13 protein-coding genes are annotated in these 16,559 nt (G+C 65.2%); 7 read left to right on the top strand and 6 right to left on the bottom strand.

Annotated elements, in window-relative coordinates:
* Positions 1–162: 162 nt before the first annotated feature.
* Together KXD98_RS25160 and gltB are read right to left on the bottom strand one after the other, a co-directional pair.
* On the bottom strand, positions 163–1,629 hold the full coding sequence (locus tag KXD98_RS25160; RefSeq protein ID WP_260761010.1) for a glutamate synthase subunit beta: 1,467 nt from the start codon (positions 1,627–1,629) through the stop codon (positions 163–165).
* Positions 1,622–6,220 (bottom strand): glutamate synthase large subunit, encoded by a 4,599-nt coding sequence (gene gltB / locus KXD98_RS25165; protein WP_260761011.1) that lies wholly within the window; start codon positions 6,218–6,220, stop codon positions 1,622–1,624. Before gltB ends, KXD98_RS25160 begins: the two co-directional genes overlap by 8 nt.
* 653 nt (positions 6,221–6,873) lie before the next feature.
* Here gltB and KXD98_RS25170 point away from each other — a divergent pair.
* Positions 6,874–7,677, top strand: a complete 804-nt coding sequence (locus KXD98_RS25170; protein ID WP_260761012.1) for a hotdog fold thioesterase — start codon at positions 6,874–6,876, stop codon at positions 7,675–7,677.
* A gap of 3 nt (positions 7,678–7,680) precedes the next feature.
* Here KXD98_RS25170 and KXD98_RS25175 read toward each other — a convergent pair whose 3' ends face one another.
* The 3 genes from KXD98_RS25175 to KXD98_RS25185 form a co-directional block, all read right to left on the bottom strand.
* Positions 7,681–8,226, bottom strand: a complete 546-nt coding sequence (locus KXD98_RS25175) for a Dps family protein (RefSeq protein ID WP_260761013.1) — start codon at positions 8,224–8,226, stop codon at positions 7,681–7,683.
* Between the two features lie 74 nt (positions 8,227–8,300).
* Positions 8,301–9,212 (bottom strand): DNA-3-methyladenine glycosylase, encoded by a 912-nt coding sequence (locus tag KXD98_RS25180; protein WP_260761014.1) that lies wholly within the window; start codon positions 9,210–9,212, stop codon positions 8,301–8,303.
* Between the two features lie 9 nt (positions 9,213–9,221).
* Positions 9,222–9,596, bottom strand: coding sequence for a DUF427 domain-containing protein (locus tag KXD98_RS25185; RefSeq protein WP_260761015.1), 375 nt, complete (start codon positions 9,594–9,596; stop codon positions 9,222–9,224).
* 58 nt (positions 9,597–9,654) lie between these two features.
* On the opposite strand from KXD98_RS25185, the gene KXD98_RS25190 reads away from it, so the two are divergent.
* Complete coding sequence (locus tag KXD98_RS25190) at positions 9,655–10,137, top strand: SRPBCC family protein (protein ID WP_260761016.1); 483 nt, start codon at positions 9,655–9,657, stop codon at positions 10,135–10,137.
* Here the strand turns inward: KXD98_RS25190 and KXD98_RS25195 are convergent, their stop codons facing one another.
* Complete coding sequence (locus KXD98_RS25195; protein WP_260765414.1) at positions 10,138–11,508, bottom strand: FAD-binding oxidoreductase; 1,371 nt, start codon at positions 11,506–11,508, stop codon at positions 10,138–10,140. It lies immediately after the preceding gene.
* On the opposite strand from KXD98_RS25195, the gene KXD98_RS25200 reads away from it, so the two are divergent.
* The 5 genes from KXD98_RS25200 to KXD98_RS25220 all read left to right on the top strand — a co-directional run bounded on the left by KXD98_RS25200 (position 11,507) and on the right by KXD98_RS25220 (position 16,515).
* On the top strand, positions 11,507–12,535 hold the full coding sequence (locus tag KXD98_RS25200) for a LysR family transcriptional regulator (protein ID WP_260761017.1): 1,029 nt from the start codon (positions 11,507–11,509) through the stop codon (positions 12,533–12,535). The genes KXD98_RS25195 and KXD98_RS25200 overlap by 2 nt on opposite strands.
* 110 nt (positions 12,536–12,645) lie before the next feature.
* Positions 12,646–13,281: a 3,4-dihydroxy-2-butanone-4-phosphate synthase gene (locus KXD98_RS25205; protein WP_260761018.1), complete on the top strand. Its 636-nt coding sequence runs from the start codon at positions 12,646–12,648 to the stop codon at positions 13,279–13,281.
* Positions 13,282–13,335: 54 nt separating this feature from the next.
* Positions 13,336–14,838: a sodium:solute symporter family transporter gene (locus KXD98_RS25210; RefSeq protein ID WP_260761019.1), complete on the top strand. Its 1,503-nt coding sequence runs from the start codon at positions 13,336–13,338 to the stop codon at positions 14,836–14,838.
* A complete protein-coding gene (locus KXD98_RS25215) occupies positions 14,835–15,176 on the top strand; it encodes a hypothetical protein (protein WP_260761020.1) in 342 nt (113 codons plus the stop codon). Before KXD98_RS25210 ends, KXD98_RS25215 begins: the two co-directional genes overlap by 4 nt.
* A 19-nt stretch (positions 15,177–15,195) precedes the next feature.
* Positions 15,196–16,515: an LLM class flavin-dependent oxidoreductase gene (locus tag KXD98_RS25220; RefSeq protein ID WP_260761021.1), complete on the top strand. Its 1,320-nt coding sequence runs from the start codon at positions 15,196–15,198 to the stop codon at positions 16,513–16,515.
* Positions 16,516–16,559 lie beyond the last annotated feature (44 nt).

The raw sequence follows: 16,559 nt of genomic DNA on the forward strand, positions 1-16,559 counted from the left end.
AAACTACCGCAGGCGCGCCGCGAAAAGTTGCAGAAGTTTCTGATGTGGTCTATGGGACAAAAGTGACTGATGTGACTCGATGCGGCTTGTCCGCGAAAGTGCTGTCATGGTCGTCACCTCGGCCCCGACCACGACCCTGAGTGCACTCTCGCGAACGCGGTCCTACCGCTGCGGGACGTCGGTCGGCTTGATCGGCGCGGGCAGCGCGGAGACGCCCATCAGGTAGCGATCGACGGCCGTGGCTGCCGCCCGGCCCTCGGCAATGGCCCACACGATCAGTGACTGGCCGCGGCCCATGTCGCCGGCGACGTAGACGCCCGGCACCGTGGTGGCGAACGCGTCATCGCGAGAGACGTTGCCTCGCTCGTTGAGCTCCACCTTGAGATCGGTGAGCAGGCCCTCGCGCTCCGGTCCGGTGAAGCCCATCGCCAGCAGCACCAGATCGGCTTCCATCTCGAAGTCGGTGCCCTCGACCTTCTCGAACTTGCCGGCCTTCATCGCGACCTCGTGGCCACGCAATCCCTTGACGTGTCCGTCTTCACCGAAGAACGCCTCGGTGTTGACCGAGTAGACGCGTTCACCGCCCTCTTCGTGCGCCGAGCTGACGCGGTAGATCAGCGGGTAGGTCGGCCACGGCGTCGAGTCTGCCCGGGCCTCCGGGGGCCGCGGCATGATCTCGAACTGGTGGACGCTGGCCGCACCCTGGCGGTGCGCGGTGCCCAGGCAGTCCGCACCGGTGTCGCCGCCGCCGATGATGATCACCTTCTTACCCTTGGCCGTGATCGGTGGCTGGCCATCGTCATCGAGAACCGGGTCACCCAGTTGCACGCGGTTGGCCCACGGCAGGTACTCCATCGCCTGGTGGATGCCGGCGAGTTCGCGGCCCGGTATCGGCAGGTCGCGCCGCGCCGTCGCGCCACCGGCCAGCACCACCGCGTCGAAGTCCGACCGCAGCTGCGCGGCGGTGATGTCCACACCGACGTTCACACCGGTGCGCAGTTCGGTGCCCTCGGCCTGCATCTGCTCCAGGCGACGGTCGATATGGCGCTTTTCCATCTTGAACTCGGGAATTCCGTAGCGCAGCAGTCCCCCGATACGGTCGTCGCGCTCGAAAACGGTGACCTGGTGCCCCGCCCGGGTGAGCTGTTGGGCGGCCGCCAGGCCGGCCGGCCCGGAGCCGACCACCGCGACCGTCTTGCCGGTCGGCCGATCCGGTGGCAGCGGCACGACCCAGCCCTTGTCGAAGGCGTAGTCGATGATCTCGACCTCGACCTGTTTGATCGTCACGGGGTCCTGATTGATCCCCAACACACAGGAACCCTCACACGGAGCCGGACACAACCGCCCGGTGAACTCGGGGAAGTTGTTGGTCGCGTGCAACCGTTCGATGGCTTCCCGCCACCGATCGGTGCGGACCAGGTCATTCCACTCCGGTATCAGGTTGCCCAGCGGACAGCCGTTGTGGCAGAACGGTATTCCGCAATCCATGCAACGGCTGGCCTGGGCTTTGAGGGTGTCATGGCTGAACTCCTCGTAGACCTCTTTCCAGTCGCGCAATCGCAGGTCGACCGGACGGCGCTGCGGGGTCTCGCGCTGGGTGTACTTCAGAAAGCCGCGGGGATCAGGCACTGGCGGCCGCCATGATCGCCTCGTCGACATCGGTGCCGTTGGCTTCGGCTTCCGCAATCGCTTCCAGTACGCGCCGGTAGTCGCGCGGCATGACCTTCTTGAAGTGCCTCATCTCGCCGTCCCAATCGGCCAGGATCCGTTGACCCACCGCAGAATCGGTGGCGTCGACATGCGCCTGGATCATGTCGCGGACGTATCCGGAGTCCTCGGAATCCGCACCGCCCATGTCTTCGATGCCGACCATCTCGGCGTTGAGGTTGAGCTCCAGCGTCCCCTCGGGGTCGTAGACGTATCCGATCCCGCCGGACATACCCGCAGCGAAGTTTCGTCCGGTAGGCCCGAGGATGACCACACGCCCGCCGGTCATGTACTCGCAGCCGTGGTCTCCGACACCCTCGACGACTGCGTGCGCACCGGAGTTACGTACCGCGAATCGTTCGCCGACCTGTCCGCGCAAGAACATCTGCCCGCTGGTGGCACCGAAAAGGATCACGTTGCCGGCGATGATGTTGTCTTCGGCGACGTAGTCCGACGGTGCGGTGTCCGGTGGCCGGACCACGATCCGGCCGCCCGACAACCCCTTGCCGACGTAGTCGTTGGCGTCGCCGTACACCCGCAGTGTGATGCCCGGGGGTAGGAACGCCCCGAAGCTGTTGCCCGCCGAACCGTCGAATGTGATGTCGATGGTCCCGTCAGGAAGGCCTTGGCCGCCATAGGCTTTGGTGACTTCGTGGCCCAGCATCGTACCGACGGTGCGGTTGACGTTGCTGATGGTGGTAGAAAAACGGACCGGTGATTCGGAATCCAGCGCCTCTCGGCACTGAACGATCAGCTGCTGATCGAGCGCCTTGTCCAAACCATGATCCTGACGTGAACTGCAGTACAGGTCCTGGTTCATGAAGGCCGACTCCGGCTCGTGCAGCACCGGCGAAAGATCGAGCTTGTGGGCTTTCCAATGCTCAGCGGCCTGAGTGGTGTCCAGCGCACCGACCTGCCCGACCATCTCGTTGACGGTACGGAAACCCAACTGCGCCATCAGTTCCCGAACTTCCTCGGCAATGAACATGAAGAAGTTCTCGACGAACTCGGGCTTGCCGGTGAAGCGCTGCCGCAGCACCGGGTTCTGCGTGGCCACCCCGACCGGGCAGGTGTCGAGGTGACAGACGCGCATCATGATGCAGCCCGAAACCACCAGCGGCGCAGTCGCGAATCCGAACTCCTCGGCACCGAGCAGTGCGGCGACGACGACGTCGCGGCCGGTCTTGAGCTGTCCGTCGACCTGCACCACGATGCGGTCGCGCAGACCGTTGAGCAGCAACGTCTGCTGGGTCTCGGCCAGCCCCAGTTCCCATGGCGCACCGGCGTGCTTCATCGACGTCAGTGGCGTTGCACCGGTGCCGCCGTCGTGGCCGGAGATCAGCACGACATCCGCGTGTGCCTTCGACACACCTGCGGCCACCGTTCCCACTCCATTTTCGGAGACGAGCTTGACGTGCACACGTGCCTGCGGGTTGGCGTTCTTCAGATCGTGGATCAGCTGCGCGAGATCCTCGATCGAATAGATGTCGTGGTGCGGCGGCGGGGAGATCAACCCGACGCCCGGGGTGGAGTGGCGCACTTCAGCGACCCACGGATACACCTTGTGCCCCGGAAGCTGGCCGCCCTCACCGGGTTTGGCGCCCTGGGCCATCTTGATCTGGATGTCGGTGCAGTTACTCAGGTAGTGGCTGGTGACCCCGAACCGACCCGACGCCACCTGTTTGATCGCACTGCGGCGCCAGTCGCCGTTCTCGTCGCGGTCGAATCGGGAGACTGCTTCGCCACCCTCGCCGGAGTTCGACCGGCCACCGAGGCGGTTCATCGCGATGGCCAGGGTTTCGTGGGCTTCGGCGGAGATCGAGCCATAGCTCATGGCGCCGGTGGAGAATCGCTTGACAATTTCACTGGCCGGCTCGACCTCGTCGATGGGCACCGGCGGGCGCAGACCGTCGCGGAACTTCAGCAGTCCGCGCAGCGAGGCGATGCGCTCGCTCTGGTCGTCGATGAGCTGGGTGTACTCCTTGAAGATCTCGTACTGCCCGGTGCGGGTCGAATGCTGCAGCTTGAACACCGTGTCCGGGTTGAACAGGTGGTACTCGGCGCCCTCACCCGGGCGCCGCCACTGGTACTCGCCGCCGACCTCGAGCTCGCGGTGCGCCCGCTCGTCGGGGCGGTCCAGATAGGCCAGCGCATGCCGCGCCGACACGTCGGCAGCGATGTCGTCGAGGTCGATGCCCCCGACAGCACAGCTCAGCCCGGTGAAGTACTCGTCGAGCACCTTCTGGCTGACGCCGATGGCCTGGAACAGCTGGGCGCCGGTGTAGGAGGCCAGCGTGGAGATGCCCATCTTCGACATCACCTTCAGCACACCCTTGCCGGCCGCTTTGACGTAATTGGCCTTGGCCTGATCACTGCTGATGCCGGTGATCACACCGCGTTCGATCATGTCCTCGATCGACTCAAAGGCCATGTAGGGGTTGATGGCCGCGGCGCCGAAGCCGCACAGCGCGGCCATGTGGTGCACCTCGCGGGCGTCGCCGGCCTCGACGACGAGCCCGATCTGGGTGCGGGTGCGCTCGCGGACCAGGTGGTGGTGCACCGCCGAGACCGACAACAACGACGGGATGGGCGCCATCTGCTCGTTGGATTCGCGGTCGGACAGCACGATGATGCGTGCGCCGTCGCGGATCGCCGCCGAGACCTTGGCCCGGACGTTGTCGAGGGCTTCCTTGAGCCCCTGACCGCCACGGTTGACGGGGTACAGGCAGCGGATCACCGCGGCGCGCATCCCGTGCTTGTGCCCACGGATCTCGTGGTCGGGGTCGACGCAGATCAGCTTCGACAGCTCGGCGTTACGCAGGATCGGCTGGGGCAGCACGATCTGCCGACACGATTCGGGACCGGGATTGAGCAGGTCACCCTCCGGGCCTACGGCACCCTGCAGGCTGGTGACCACCTCTTCGCGGATCGCGTCCAGCGGCGGGTTGGTGACCTGGGCGAACAACTGCTGGAAGTAGTCGTAGAGCATCCGTGGACGCGCCGAGAGCACCGCGATGGGGGTGTCGGTGCCCATCGAGCCCAGCGCCTCGGCACCGGTGCGGGCCATCGGGGCGACGAGCAGGTTCAGCTCTTCGTAGGTATATCCGAAGATCTGCTGACGCAGCACCACGCGGTGGTGCGGCATCCGGACGTAGTCGCCGGGTGGCAGATCCGTCAGGTCGAACAGCCCGGCGTCGAGCCACTCCTGGTACGGATGCTCGGCCGCCAACTCGGCCTTGATCTCCTCGTCGGAGACGATCCGGCCCTGTGCGGTGTCCACCAAGAACATGCGGCCGGGTTGCAGACGCAGCTTCTGGACGACGGTGCTGGGGTCGATGTCGAGCACGCCGGCCTCCGACGCCATCACCACCAACCCGTCGGCGGTCACCCAGATCCGCGACGGACGCAGTCCGTTGCGGTCCAGCACCGCGCCGATCACGGTGCCGTCGGTGAAGCACACCGATGCCGGACCGTCCCACGGCTCCATCAGCGAGTCGTGGAACTCGTAGAAGGCTCTGCGCGCGGGGTCCATCGACTCGTGCCGCTCCCACGCCTCGGGAATCATCATCAGCATGGCGTGCGGCAGGCTGCGGCCGCCGAGGTGCAGCAGTTCGAGAACCTCGTCGAAACGGGCAGTGTCCGACGCGCCGGGAGTGCAGATCGGGGTGACCTTGTCGAGGTCCTGACCGCCGAAGACATCGGTCTTGATCAATGCCTCGCGCGCCCGCATCCAGTTCTCGTTGCCGGTGACGGTGTTGATCTCACCGTTGTGCGCCACCCGGCGGAACGGGTGGGCCAGCGGCCAGGACGGGAACGTGTTGGTGGAGAACCGCGAGTGCACGATCCCCAGCGCGCTGGTCAGCCGCTCGTCCTGCAGGTCGAGGTAGAACGCCTTGAGCTGCGGCGTGGTCAGCATGCCCTTGTAGACGAAGGTCTGACCGGACAGGCTCGGGAAGTAGACGGTTTCGCGGCCCGGACCGTCCTGGCCGGGGCCCTTGGTGCCGAGTTCGTGTTCGGCACGCTTGCGCACCACGTAGGCCCGGCGCTCGAGTTCCATGCCGCTGGCCCCGCTCAAGAACACCTGACGGAAGGTGGGCATGGCATCGCGGGCCAGGGCGCCCAGTGAGGTGTCGTCGGTGGGGACGTCACGCCACCCCAGCACCTGCAGGCCCTCGGCTTCGGCGATCTTCTCGACCGACTCACACGCTGTGGCGGCATCCTTGGCCGACTGGGGCAAAAAAGCGATACCGGTGGCGTAGCTGCCCGGCTCGGGCAGCTCGAAGTCGCAGACCGCGCGGAAGTACTCGTCGGGAACCTGCAGCAAGATGCCCGCGCCGTCGCCGGTGTTGGGTTCGGCGCCCTGAGCCCCGCGGTGTTCGAGATTCAGCAGCGCCGTGATCGCCTTCTCGACGATGTCCCGGCTGCGGCGCCCGTGCATATCGGCCACCATCGCCACGCCGCACGAGTCGTGCTCGAACGCGGGGTCGTAGAGCCCTTGCTTGTTGGGCGCCATTCCCACCTACCTTTTGTGTGCACACACCCCGATGGAGACGTTTGAATGACGGCATCCATGAACGGGAGCGTTGGCCGGTCTCGGCGATGGAGCGCCTTCGTGCAGCACTGAACGACGGCCCTTGTCCCACACGCCTCAAGTGATGAAAACGATATGACAAACGGCCCGCGACATGCCAACTTAGCACTGCCTAACTTGGCCCGTGGGGCTCTGCCGACAGCTTAGCGCACACCGGCCAGATCACGAGCGAATAACGTTGGTGCACTAGGTATTTCATAGGATCAAGGACCGCAACCCGGGAATGAGGGGTGCGTCACACCCCGTGATGATCGTTCACGTTGGTTTGCTGCAAATTTAATAAATCATTCCTATTAGGTTATACACTTGTTTTCATATTAGCTGAAAGCCTAGTGGGATTCTTAGAAAAGTGTTGCACGCCACATCGACAGTCCCCACCGCGCGCCGATCGCCCAGCAAAGCCATCCCCGTCATCACCGGTCCGCCCAGTTCGCCGTTAACTCACGATTTGCCAACACTTTTCGCCACAACCACCGTGCGTCGCCCAGAGAGCCCCCCGCCTGTCGTTCGGGCGTCGCTACCGATATACCCACCCGGGGTATCCATCGCGTTGCCGACGTCGTCAGGCTGTCGAGGTGCCCTACCCCCTGAACACGCCATTGGGCCGGTTCGGTATCGAGACCACCGAGGACCATGTCGACCGTTGTGCGGCCACGATCCCCGTGGCCGGGCTGACCAATCCGCTGACCGGAGTTGCGACCGTCGCCCCGCTGGCAATGTTGGTCGACCACGTCGGCGGATTGGCCAACCACCTGCGGCGCGGCGATGACCAGTGGACGGTGTCCAGCGAGCTGGCGTTGGAACTGGCACCAGACGCCCTGGACGCGGTGCAGAGGACGCCGCAGCACCCGGTGGTCGGCGTCGCACGACCGCTGGGCGGCAAGGGCGGTGTCGCCGTGGCGCAGTGTGAGCTGTCGGCCGCCGGGCAGCCGATCGCCACGGCGACGGTGCGCTCGTTCTACATCGCCGCGCCGGCCGGTTTGACAGCCTGGCCCGAGGACACCGGAGGCTGCTTGCCCGGCCCCGATCTGGCATCCCTGATGAACGTCCAGGCGGGCGAGACAGGCGGCGCTGCAGCGGTTTTGATGCAAGGCAACGACGACGTGCTGAACAACATCATTGGCATCGTGCACGGCGGGGTGTCGGCAATGGGCCTGGAACTGGTGGGCTCGGCAACCCTGAACACGCAACGCCGTGAGCAGCACTTCCGCACTGCCTCGCTACGGGTGAACTACCTACGCCCGTTCCATGGCGGCGCCGAGGCCCACTATCAGGCGACTTCGCTGCATGTCGGGCGTAGCAGCGGTGTCGCCGAGGCACGCGCGGTCGGCCACGACGGCACCACCGCGCTCGTGGCTCGACTCACCGCGTATCGCTGAACGTCAGCCCTTCTTGGCCTTGCGCGCCGCGGCCTTCTCCGACGATGCACCGGCGGTGATCAGTTCGCCACCGGCGTTCTCCAGGTGGGCGCGCACGAACCACTGGAACTTCTCCAGCTCTCCCGCATGACCGATCAGCATGTCCTCGGAGACCGCGTCGATCTCGCCCAGGCGTTCGATCGACTTGCGGGTGTCCTCGATGACACCGGTGTAGACCAGATTCAGTGCGGCCAGGTGTGCCTGAGCGGTGTCCCGGTTGACCGAGTAGTCGTCCCAGGTGCGGTCGTTGAGGATGGCCCCCGGGGTGCCCAGCGGGGATGCGCCCAGCGCGGCGATGCGCTCGGCGACCTCGTCGGCGTAGCCGCGCACCAACTCGACCTGCGGGTCGATCATCTCGTGCACACCGATGAAGTTCGGCCCCACGACGTTCCAGTGCACGTGCTTGAGCGTGAGGTGAAGATCGTTGTAGCGGCTCAGCGCGCTCTGCAGGATCTCGGCGACCTCGGCGCCCTGCTTGTCGGATAATCCGGGAACGGTGTAAGTAGGCATGACTGTTGACTCCTTCGCTCGTCTCGGGCGTCGTGTACCCGGCGCCGCATCCCGATAATCATGATCAGAAAGCGTCACATTTTGGCCAGATTCGGAATCGGAACCCGCGGGCCGTACCGCGCGTAGACCGCCATGCCGCTGGCTTCGAGCACACGCACTGCTCGGTGCCGATGTGGGGCGACCGGCTCCAACAGTTCGAGCATCTGCGCGTCGTCGATCGGGTGACCGAGCAGCGTTCGGCCCACCACCTTGGCCAGGTGGTAGTCGCCCACCGACAAGGCATCGGCATCGCCGAATGCGCGCTGGGCCGTCTCGGCGGCCGTCCACACGCCGACCCCGGGCAGGCTCATCAGCGCGGCACGGGCCTGTTCGGCGGTGCGGCCCACCAGGCGTTCCACCGCGTCGGCGCGTTGCGCACAGCCGATAATCGTGCGGGCGCGGCCTGGATCGACGTTGGCGCGCTGGAACTCCCAGGACGGGATACGCTTCCACGCTTCGGCGGTGGGCGGCACCCGCATCCGGTCCGGCGCGGGTCCCGGTGCCGGCGCGCCGTATTTTCCGACCAGCCGGCGCCAGGCCCGATGGGCGTCCGAGCCATATACCCGCTGCTCCAGCACCGCAGGCACCAAGGCTTCCAGCACCCGGCCGGTGCGGCCCAGCCGTAGGTGCGGCACTCGGCGGTGGGCACGGGCGATGACAGGGTGCTGCGGGATGAACGATGACGCGTCGTCGTCGACACCCAGCAGCGCGGGTAGGCCGTCGGTGAACTCTGCCGCCCCTGGCCCCCAGGCCTCGCAGTCCACCGTCGCCGGGCCGCCGCGGCTGATGCGTGCGGTGACCGCGCCACTGGCCATCAGACTGGTCCGCCAGATGGTGCCCTCGACGTCGTCGCGGAAACACGGATCACCCGGGCCGCGGCGCAGCGGCGACAACGTCAGCCGGTGGCAGACCGGTCCGGCAAAGGTCAGGCTGACCGAGCTACCCACAGTGCCAGCCTAGGCATCGATGCTGACATCGGCCTTGTCCGGATAGAACGCGACGTGACCCGCGATCTGCGCGACCGCCGGGTGCGGTTCCGGGTAGCTCCAGATCGCGTCGGTGACGGTGCCGTCCGCGGTCACCACGTTGAAATAGCAGGCCTGACCTTTGTACGGGCAATAGGACGAGGTGTCGCTGGGCCGCAGCCGGTCGGCCAGTACGTAGGCCATCGGGATGTACTGCACCGCAGGGTAAGACGCTTCGCGCAAGGTCAGCGCGGCGTCAGATTCGGCGATGACCGCGCCGTCGACCCGCACCACGACGTGGCGGCCGGTCGGAACCACCGAGATCGGGTGCGAGGCGGTCGGCACGAGGACGCGAGGATCGGGCATTCCCCCATTCAACCCCGCAAGACGCCTGCTGCGGGCGCGATGCCGATAGCCTTCCGGCATGACTGCACCAACGGCCCCTGACGCCCAGGGAAGGATCACGATCAGCGCCGACCCCGACACGGTGTACGCCCTGATCACCGACCTGCCCACGCTGTCGTCTCTGGCAGAGGAGGCTGAGACGATGCACTGGCGCACCGGCGAGGTCGCACGTCCCGGGGCGGTCTTCTCGGGTCGCAACCGCAACGGTTCGCGCACCTGGAGTACGACGTGCACCGTCACCGCCGCCGAGTCGGGCCGGACGTTCGCCTTCGACGTCCGATCCGCCCGGATCATCCCGATCGCCCACTGGCGCTACGACATCACCGCGGCCGACGGTGGCTGTTCTGTCACCGAGTCCACCTGGGACCGGCGGCCCCGGTGGTTACTCCGGCCGGCCGCGCTGACCACCGGCGTCCGCGACCGCAACGCGGCCAACACCGAGCACATCCGGCTGACTCTGCAGAGGCTCAAGGAGCGCGCGGAGCAGGGCTCCACCGCATAGTCAGTGCGGACGACCGGCGATCCTGTCGGCCACCAGCGCGATCGGCGACGTTGATCCGATGCCGCGGCCTTCATGCCAGTCCGCGGCGCGGTAGGCCAGATACATGCCGCGTACGCCGAGCCAGCGCAGCGGTTCGGGTTCCCAGCTGCGGCTGCGGTGCCCGACCCAGGGCAAAGCGGTCAGCGCGGTGGCGCGGCCGAGGATCAGGTCGGTCAGCGTGCGGGCCGCGAGATTGGTCGCGGTGACGCCGTGCCCGACGTATCCCCCGGCCCAGCCCAGGCCGGTGGTCCGGTCGAAGTCCACGCCGGCCGCCCAGTCGCGGGGCACCGCCAGCACGCCACACCAGCCGTGTGCAATCGGGACGTCGGCGGTCTGCGGCAGGATTGTGTGCAGAGTGGCGGCCAGGGCACGGACCGTCCGCTCGGGCACCCGGCCGTCGCGGTCGATGCGCGAGCCGAATCGGTACGGCACACTGCGGCCACCGATGGCGATGCGGTCATCGACGGTGCGCTGGGCGTAGAAGAAGCCGTGGGCGGTGTCGCCCAGGGTCTCGCGGCCGTCCCATCCGATCCGGTCCCAGAGCTGGTCGGACAACGGCTCGGTGACGATCATCGAGCTGTTCATCGGCAGCCAACTCCGGCGCAGTCCCGGCAGCCGGGCGGTGAATCCTTCGGTGGCACGCACGATGACCGGTGCCCGCACCACACCGTGCGGGGTTACTGCGCGACCCGGGGCCATATCGATGACCGGAGAACGTTCGTAGAGATCGACACCGAGTCGCTGCACGGTCTCGGCCAGCCCGCCGGCCAGCCGGGCGGGCTGGATCCGCGCACAGTGCGGGTTGTGGTAGCCCGCCAGTACACCGTCGAGTGCGATGCGCTGCCGTACTTGGGCGCCGCTCAGTGATTCGATACCGTCGACCTGCCAGCGGCGTTCGGAGGCGATCGCCGCCCGCAGTCGGGTCAGCTGCGCGGGGTTACGAGCGATCTCGATGTTGCCGCCCTTGACAATGCCCGCATCGATTCCTTCTCGTTCGGCGACCGCGACCACCTCGTCGACTGAGTCGTTGAGCGCGCGCTGCCAGGACAGCACGCCTTGGCGCCCGTGCTGACGAGCCACCCGTTCGCGATCGCCGGGGACCAGGCCCGACAGCCATCCGCCGTTGCGCCCGGAGGCGCCATATCCGGCGAACCGGGCTTCGAGCACCACGATGCGCAGAGACGGGTCGGCACGCATGAGGTAGTAGGCGCTCCACAGGCCGGTGTAGCCGGCGCCGACGATGCAGACATCAGCGTCCCGACTGCCCGGTAGCGGCGGCCGCGGGGCGGGCAACCCGTCGTACCAGTGCGACACGTAACCGTTGACCGGCATGGGCGGAGACACTTCAGAATTGTCACACCACCCAGTTGCTGCTCGTGCTGCCAACAACGCTGGTGTCCTACAAAATTTGGTTGTGGCGGTTAACAGGTCGAAACATCGCGATTCACGCAATATCCGCAATATCCCTGCGCTGGAGACGCTCGTCCTGGTCGGCAAGCTGGGTAGCATCACCGAAACCGCGCGCAGACTCGGCGTGACCCAACAGGCGGTGTCTGCACGAATCCAGGGTCTCGAGCAGTTGGTGGGCCGGCCTTTGCTCGCCCGGGGTCCCTCAGGGCGGACCCTGACGCCGGAGGGCACAGCCATCACAGATGCCTCGGTCGACGTCCTGCGCGCACTGGGCACCCTAGACGCCACCGTCGAGACCATCCGCGGTGAGCGATCCGTGTTAAGGACCGCGGCAAGTTACACCGTCGCGGAGTATCTCATCCCACGGTGGTTGATGAAGCTGTCGCTGACCCACAATTCTGCCAGCACCCAGGTGACCGTAACCGCCGTCAACAGCGCTACGGTCTTCGACGAGATACTTTCCGGACTTCACGATGTTGGTTTCGTCGAAACACCTGATATCCCAGCAGGTCTGAACTATCGACGGGTCGGGCGAGACGAGATGGTCGTGGTGGTGGCACCGACTCACCAATGGGCCAGCCGCGACGGCCGTGCCATCAGTATGGAAGAGCTGGCGGCGACCGCACTGGTCTGCCGAGAGTCTGGCTCGGGAACCAGGTGCTCGTATGAGCGTCTGGTTTCCTGCCACGCGCCGAACCTCAAAGTGGCAGAACCGGCCCTCGAACTGCCCACGACAGCCGCAGTGAAGAACGCCGTCAGTTGGGGTTTCGCACCTGCCGTAGTTAGTTTGCTGAGCGTTCGGGAGGACCTGCAGTTCGGCCGCCTACACAGGGTCAAGATCGATTCCCGGCCACTGCTGCGCGACATCTGCGCGGTGTGGCCCGCGTCGGTCAAAGAACTGTCGGCGCGCGCCCGTGAACTGGTCACAGTGGCAGCGTCGCGTCCCTGAGATCGACGCTGACGCACGTAACTGCCGCGTAACCACAACGCTGGTGGACCTGCCGCACCCCTGTGACGATTCGATGGCGTTCCCGATGGACCGCAGGGAAGGAGACCAGCATGCCCACTCAGACGTACCTGCACGCCGGGAATCTCTTCGACACTGACATCAAGCACGATGTTTCCGGGGCACGAACAGCATTCGCCGCAGGCCGTCCAGTGATCATCATCGACACCGTCGCCGGTGGAGAGACCGTCGCCGACGTGTGCATTGCTGCTGAGGAACTAGATGTGGCCAAGGCAGCGTTCCTCGTCGAACACACCTGCGGAATCCTTTCTGCCACTGTCGATGTAGCCACCTCGGACCGACTGGATCTCCCCTTGCTTCGCCCCGACCTGCGGCGCGAAGCGGGCCGCTTCTGTGTGGCTGTCGACGCGCGTGGCGACTCGACGGGAATATCCGCACGGGCCCGAGCTGAGACGATATCTCGGCTCGCCGACCCGGCCGCATCGGCGGGGGACTTCTCCAGGCCCGGTCATGTGATCCCGGTGCTCACTGGCGGATTGTTCGCGCTGAGCCGATGGAGCCGATACGACGCTGCGGCCGAGCTCAGCCGCAGCGTCGGTCGCAGTGGTGTCGTGGCCGTCGCGTCGCTCGTCGACGGTCTAGTAGGCGCCACTGGTGATTACATCGATCAGTTCGCCTCCTGGCACCGGTTCCCCGTGATCGCTGCTTCTGCATTCAAAAGGTTCTGATCACAACGCGTTTCAGTCCCCAAACCCCCAGATACTGCAACAGGAGAGTGCAACGTGTTCAGTCCTTCCGACCTCCCACCGGGCTTGGGCGTCGTGCTCATGGTCGGCTTGGGAGCTCTACTGCTCGGCATAGCCCTGACCGTCAAGACCATGGTCAAGAACACCCACGACTTCGTCATCGCCAACCGTCGCATCGGCTTCGGCTTCGGCGTCGGATCGGTGATAGCGGTGTGGACTTGGTCTATGGCCGTGATGATGTCCTCGGCTCAAGCCTTCAGCTTCGGAACGTCCGGGCTGATCTGGTTTGTTGTGCCCAATGGCCTGGCAGTAATGGTTATGGTGTACTTCGCCTCGCGACTACGACGGCAGATGCCGGCCGGCTACACGATCGTCGAATTCATCCGAGAACGATTCCAGAACAGGCCTGCTACGACTGTGATGCTGGTCGCGATGCTGCTCGGACTGATCGCCGAAATCTTCATCAACCTCTTTGGGGTAGTGCTGGTGATGAGTGTCGTCTTCGAGCTGAACACCACGTTGGTCTTGATTGTCGCGCTCACCACAGTCACCGTGTACTCCTACTTCGGCGGTCTCTGGACCTCAGCGATCACCGCGACGGTCAATACCTTGCTCATCACCGTTCCGGCGGCACTGGTGGTGCTCTACGTGCTGCAGAAGGTCGGTGGTCCCGCAGTGGTGTTCGATCGCGTTGCCGCAGCCGGCCCCCATACCCTCGAACCGTTCGATGGACAGGCCGCCGCCGCGTTCGGCATCTCCTTGGCTCTGGGCCTGCTGGCCTCGACGATGGCTGACCAGACCTTCTGGCAGAAGGCCTGGGCCATGAAACCGTCCTCGATGGGCAGAACATTTCTGTGGGCCGGGATCTGGTTCTACCCGATCCCTCTGGTGATGGGACTTCTAGGCCTCATCGGCCTTGGATTCGGCGTCAGCTCAGCAGATCTCGGCGATGTCGGACCAGGAGGGATCGGCCCGTACGTCGTGAGTCACCTGGGGTTGCCGGTCATTCTCGTAGCGCTATACGTCCTGATAATCCTCAACGCGTGTTACTCGTCGATCGACGGCGCATTTGCCGCGTTGTCATCGATCGTGGCCGTCGACATCCTCAAGCGCGCACGAGTCGAATTCTCTCCAAAGACGCTTTTCCGTGCGACCAAAGGTTCGATCATCGTCGCCGGTGTGATCGGCGGAATCGTGGTCAGTTCCGGAATCGACTACGTCGAACTCGTCACGACTGTCTTCTTCCTCAAAGCCGCGTTGATCGTCCCGCTTGCGCTGTCGATCTTTTGGTCACGGATGACTTCCACGGCGTTCGTCACAAGCCTTGTGCTGGCGATCGGTATCGGGTATCCGGTGCGTGAGATCGTCGGTGAGCTGCCAGGAATCGTCACGTTGGAGGCCGTTTCGCTGATCACCGCCGTCGGTGTGAGTCTGCTGTCTCGAAAACGGTTCGACTACACGACTCTGCACGCTCGTGGTGCCGGGTTGAACGCCCCCGTCGGGGAGACACTCGGCGCCGAACAGGAGGTACTCCGGTGAGTTTGTTCTGGATCGTGACCGTGATCGCAGTTGTAGTGGCGGTCGCCTACCTGACGTTCGGCGTGCGCGCCTTCGCTCGGGTCCGCCGCGACATCCTGCATGCAGCAGCGACCAGACAAACAGAAGATGTCGCCGAACTTCCCGACGCGATACACCGAGGTTTCGTCTGGAAAGCGTTCGGCGGTGTTATCGGATCGGTTGCAGTGATCGTGCTTCTCAGCGTGAACGGTGTCTTCTGGTACCTCCCCATCTTCCTCGCCATCGGCTCAGCTGTCGCGGTCATCACCGCCTTCATCATCGACGAACGCGGCAACGCATCAACGAGTTCCGCACTCTGACGAGACTGTGAAAGGAAAAATGTCCAAGAGAAAAGCACACCTGCTGGGTTTCGTCCAGCACGGGGTCATGAACCATGCGTCGACGATGTGGGCACATCCGCGGGACAAGGTGGGTTATCACTGGTCGCGTCCGGAGTTCTGGCGCGATCTGGGACGCACGATGGAGCGCGGACTGTTCGACGCGATGTTCATCGCCGATGAGCTGGCTCCCTACACCACTTACAAGGGCAGCTCCGACCCCGTGGTCAAGTACGCCGGTCAGTGTCCGGTCCACGAACCGGCGACCCTGGTCCCGATCATCGGCGCGTTCACCAAACACCTCGGCATCGGCATCACCTTGTCCACATCCTTTGTGCCGCCGTACATGATGGCCCGGCACCTGTCCACGCTCGACCACCTGACCAACGGCCGGGTGGGCTGGAACATCGTCACCTCGTACTCCAAGAGCGAGTTCCAGGCGATGGGTAAGCAGAACCTGACGCCCCGGGACAAACGCTATGAGGTGGTCGAGGAGTACATGGCACTGCTCTACCAGCTATGGGACTCCTGGGATGACGACGCCATCGTCTACGACCGGGACACCGGGGTCTTCGCCGACCCCGCCAAGGTCCGCGAAGTCGACTTCCAGGGCGAGTTCTTCCAATCCAAGGGCCGCCACTTCGTCGCCCCCTCACCACAGAAACGACCCGTGCTCTGGCAAGCCGGATCCTCCGAACAGGGCCGCGACTTCGCCTCCAAGCACGCCGAATCAGTCTTCGGGATCTTCCCCACACCCAAGAGCATGCGCGCCTACGCCGACGACATCCGCACCCGCGCCGACAACCACGGCCGCGACCCCGAATCGGTCAAACTGATCTACGGCCTGCAAACCGTGATCGACCGCGACAAATCCCGCGCCAACGACCGCTACGCCGAGTTCGTCGAAAAGGTCCAGATCGAAAGCGCACTGGGAATCCTCTCAGGGCACACCGGCTTCGACTTCTCCACCCTCGGCCTCGACGACAACGTCGTCGACGCCGACGTCCAAGGCATCCGTGGCCTGTTCGACGCCATCCTGGAAGCCAAGGACGGCGCCCCCGTCACCGTCCGCGAAGCCGCCCAGATCTACGGCGTCTCCATGGGCGCACCCGTCGCGGTCGGCACCCCAGCCGACGTCGCCGACCAGATGGAGCAATACCTCGACGACGGCGGCGCCAACGGCTTCATGATGCTGGCCACCGACACCCCGGGCTGCTTCACCGACATGACCGAACTACTGGTCCCCGAACTGCAACGCCGCGGCCGCTTCCGCACCCGCTACCCCGGCACCACCCTGCGACAAAGCCTGCAAGAGTACTGAGCACCTAGCACAACCGCACCGACGGTCGGGGGTTCCGACTCGAC

The organism is Mycobacterium sp. SMC-4, from assembly GCF_025263265.1.
Lineage (GTDB): Bacteria > Actinomycetota > Actinomycetes > Mycobacteriales > Mycobacteriaceae > Mycobacterium.

What these genes read in the sequence shown, in the direction of transcription:
- KXD98_RS25200 (WP_260761017.1), top strand. Translation starts at nt 11,507, where the DNA reads ATGGGCGGAGACACTTCAGAATTGTCACACCACCCAGTTGCTGCTCGT.
- gltB (WP_260761011.1), bottom strand. Translation starts at nt 6,220, where the DNA reads ATGGCGCCCAACAAGCAAGGGCTCTACGACCCCGCGTTCGAGCACGAC.
- KXD98_RS25175 (WP_260761013.1), bottom strand. Translation starts at nt 8,226, where the DNA reads ATGCCTACTTACACCGTTCCCGGATTATCCGACAAGCAGGGCGCCGAG.
- KXD98_RS25220 (WP_260761021.1), top strand. Translation starts at nt 15,196, where the DNA reads ATGTCCAAGAGAAAAGCACACCTGCTGGGTTTCGTCCAGCACGGGGTC.
- KXD98_RS25195 (WP_260765414.1), bottom strand. Translation starts at nt 11,508, where the DNA reads ATGCCGGTCAACGGTTACGTGTCGCACTGGTACGACGGGTTGCCCGCC.
- KXD98_RS25185 (WP_260761015.1), bottom strand. Translation starts at nt 9,596, where the DNA reads ATGCCCGATCCTCGCGTCCTCGTGCCGACCGCCTCGCACCCGATCTCG.
- KXD98_RS25205 (WP_260761018.1), top strand. Translation starts at nt 12,646, where the DNA reads ATGCCCACTCAGACGTACCTGCACGCCGGGAATCTCTTCGACACTGAC.
- KXD98_RS25190 (WP_260761016.1), top strand. Translation starts at nt 9,655, where the DNA reads ATGACTGCACCAACGGCCCCTGACGCCCAGGGAAGGATCACGATCAGC.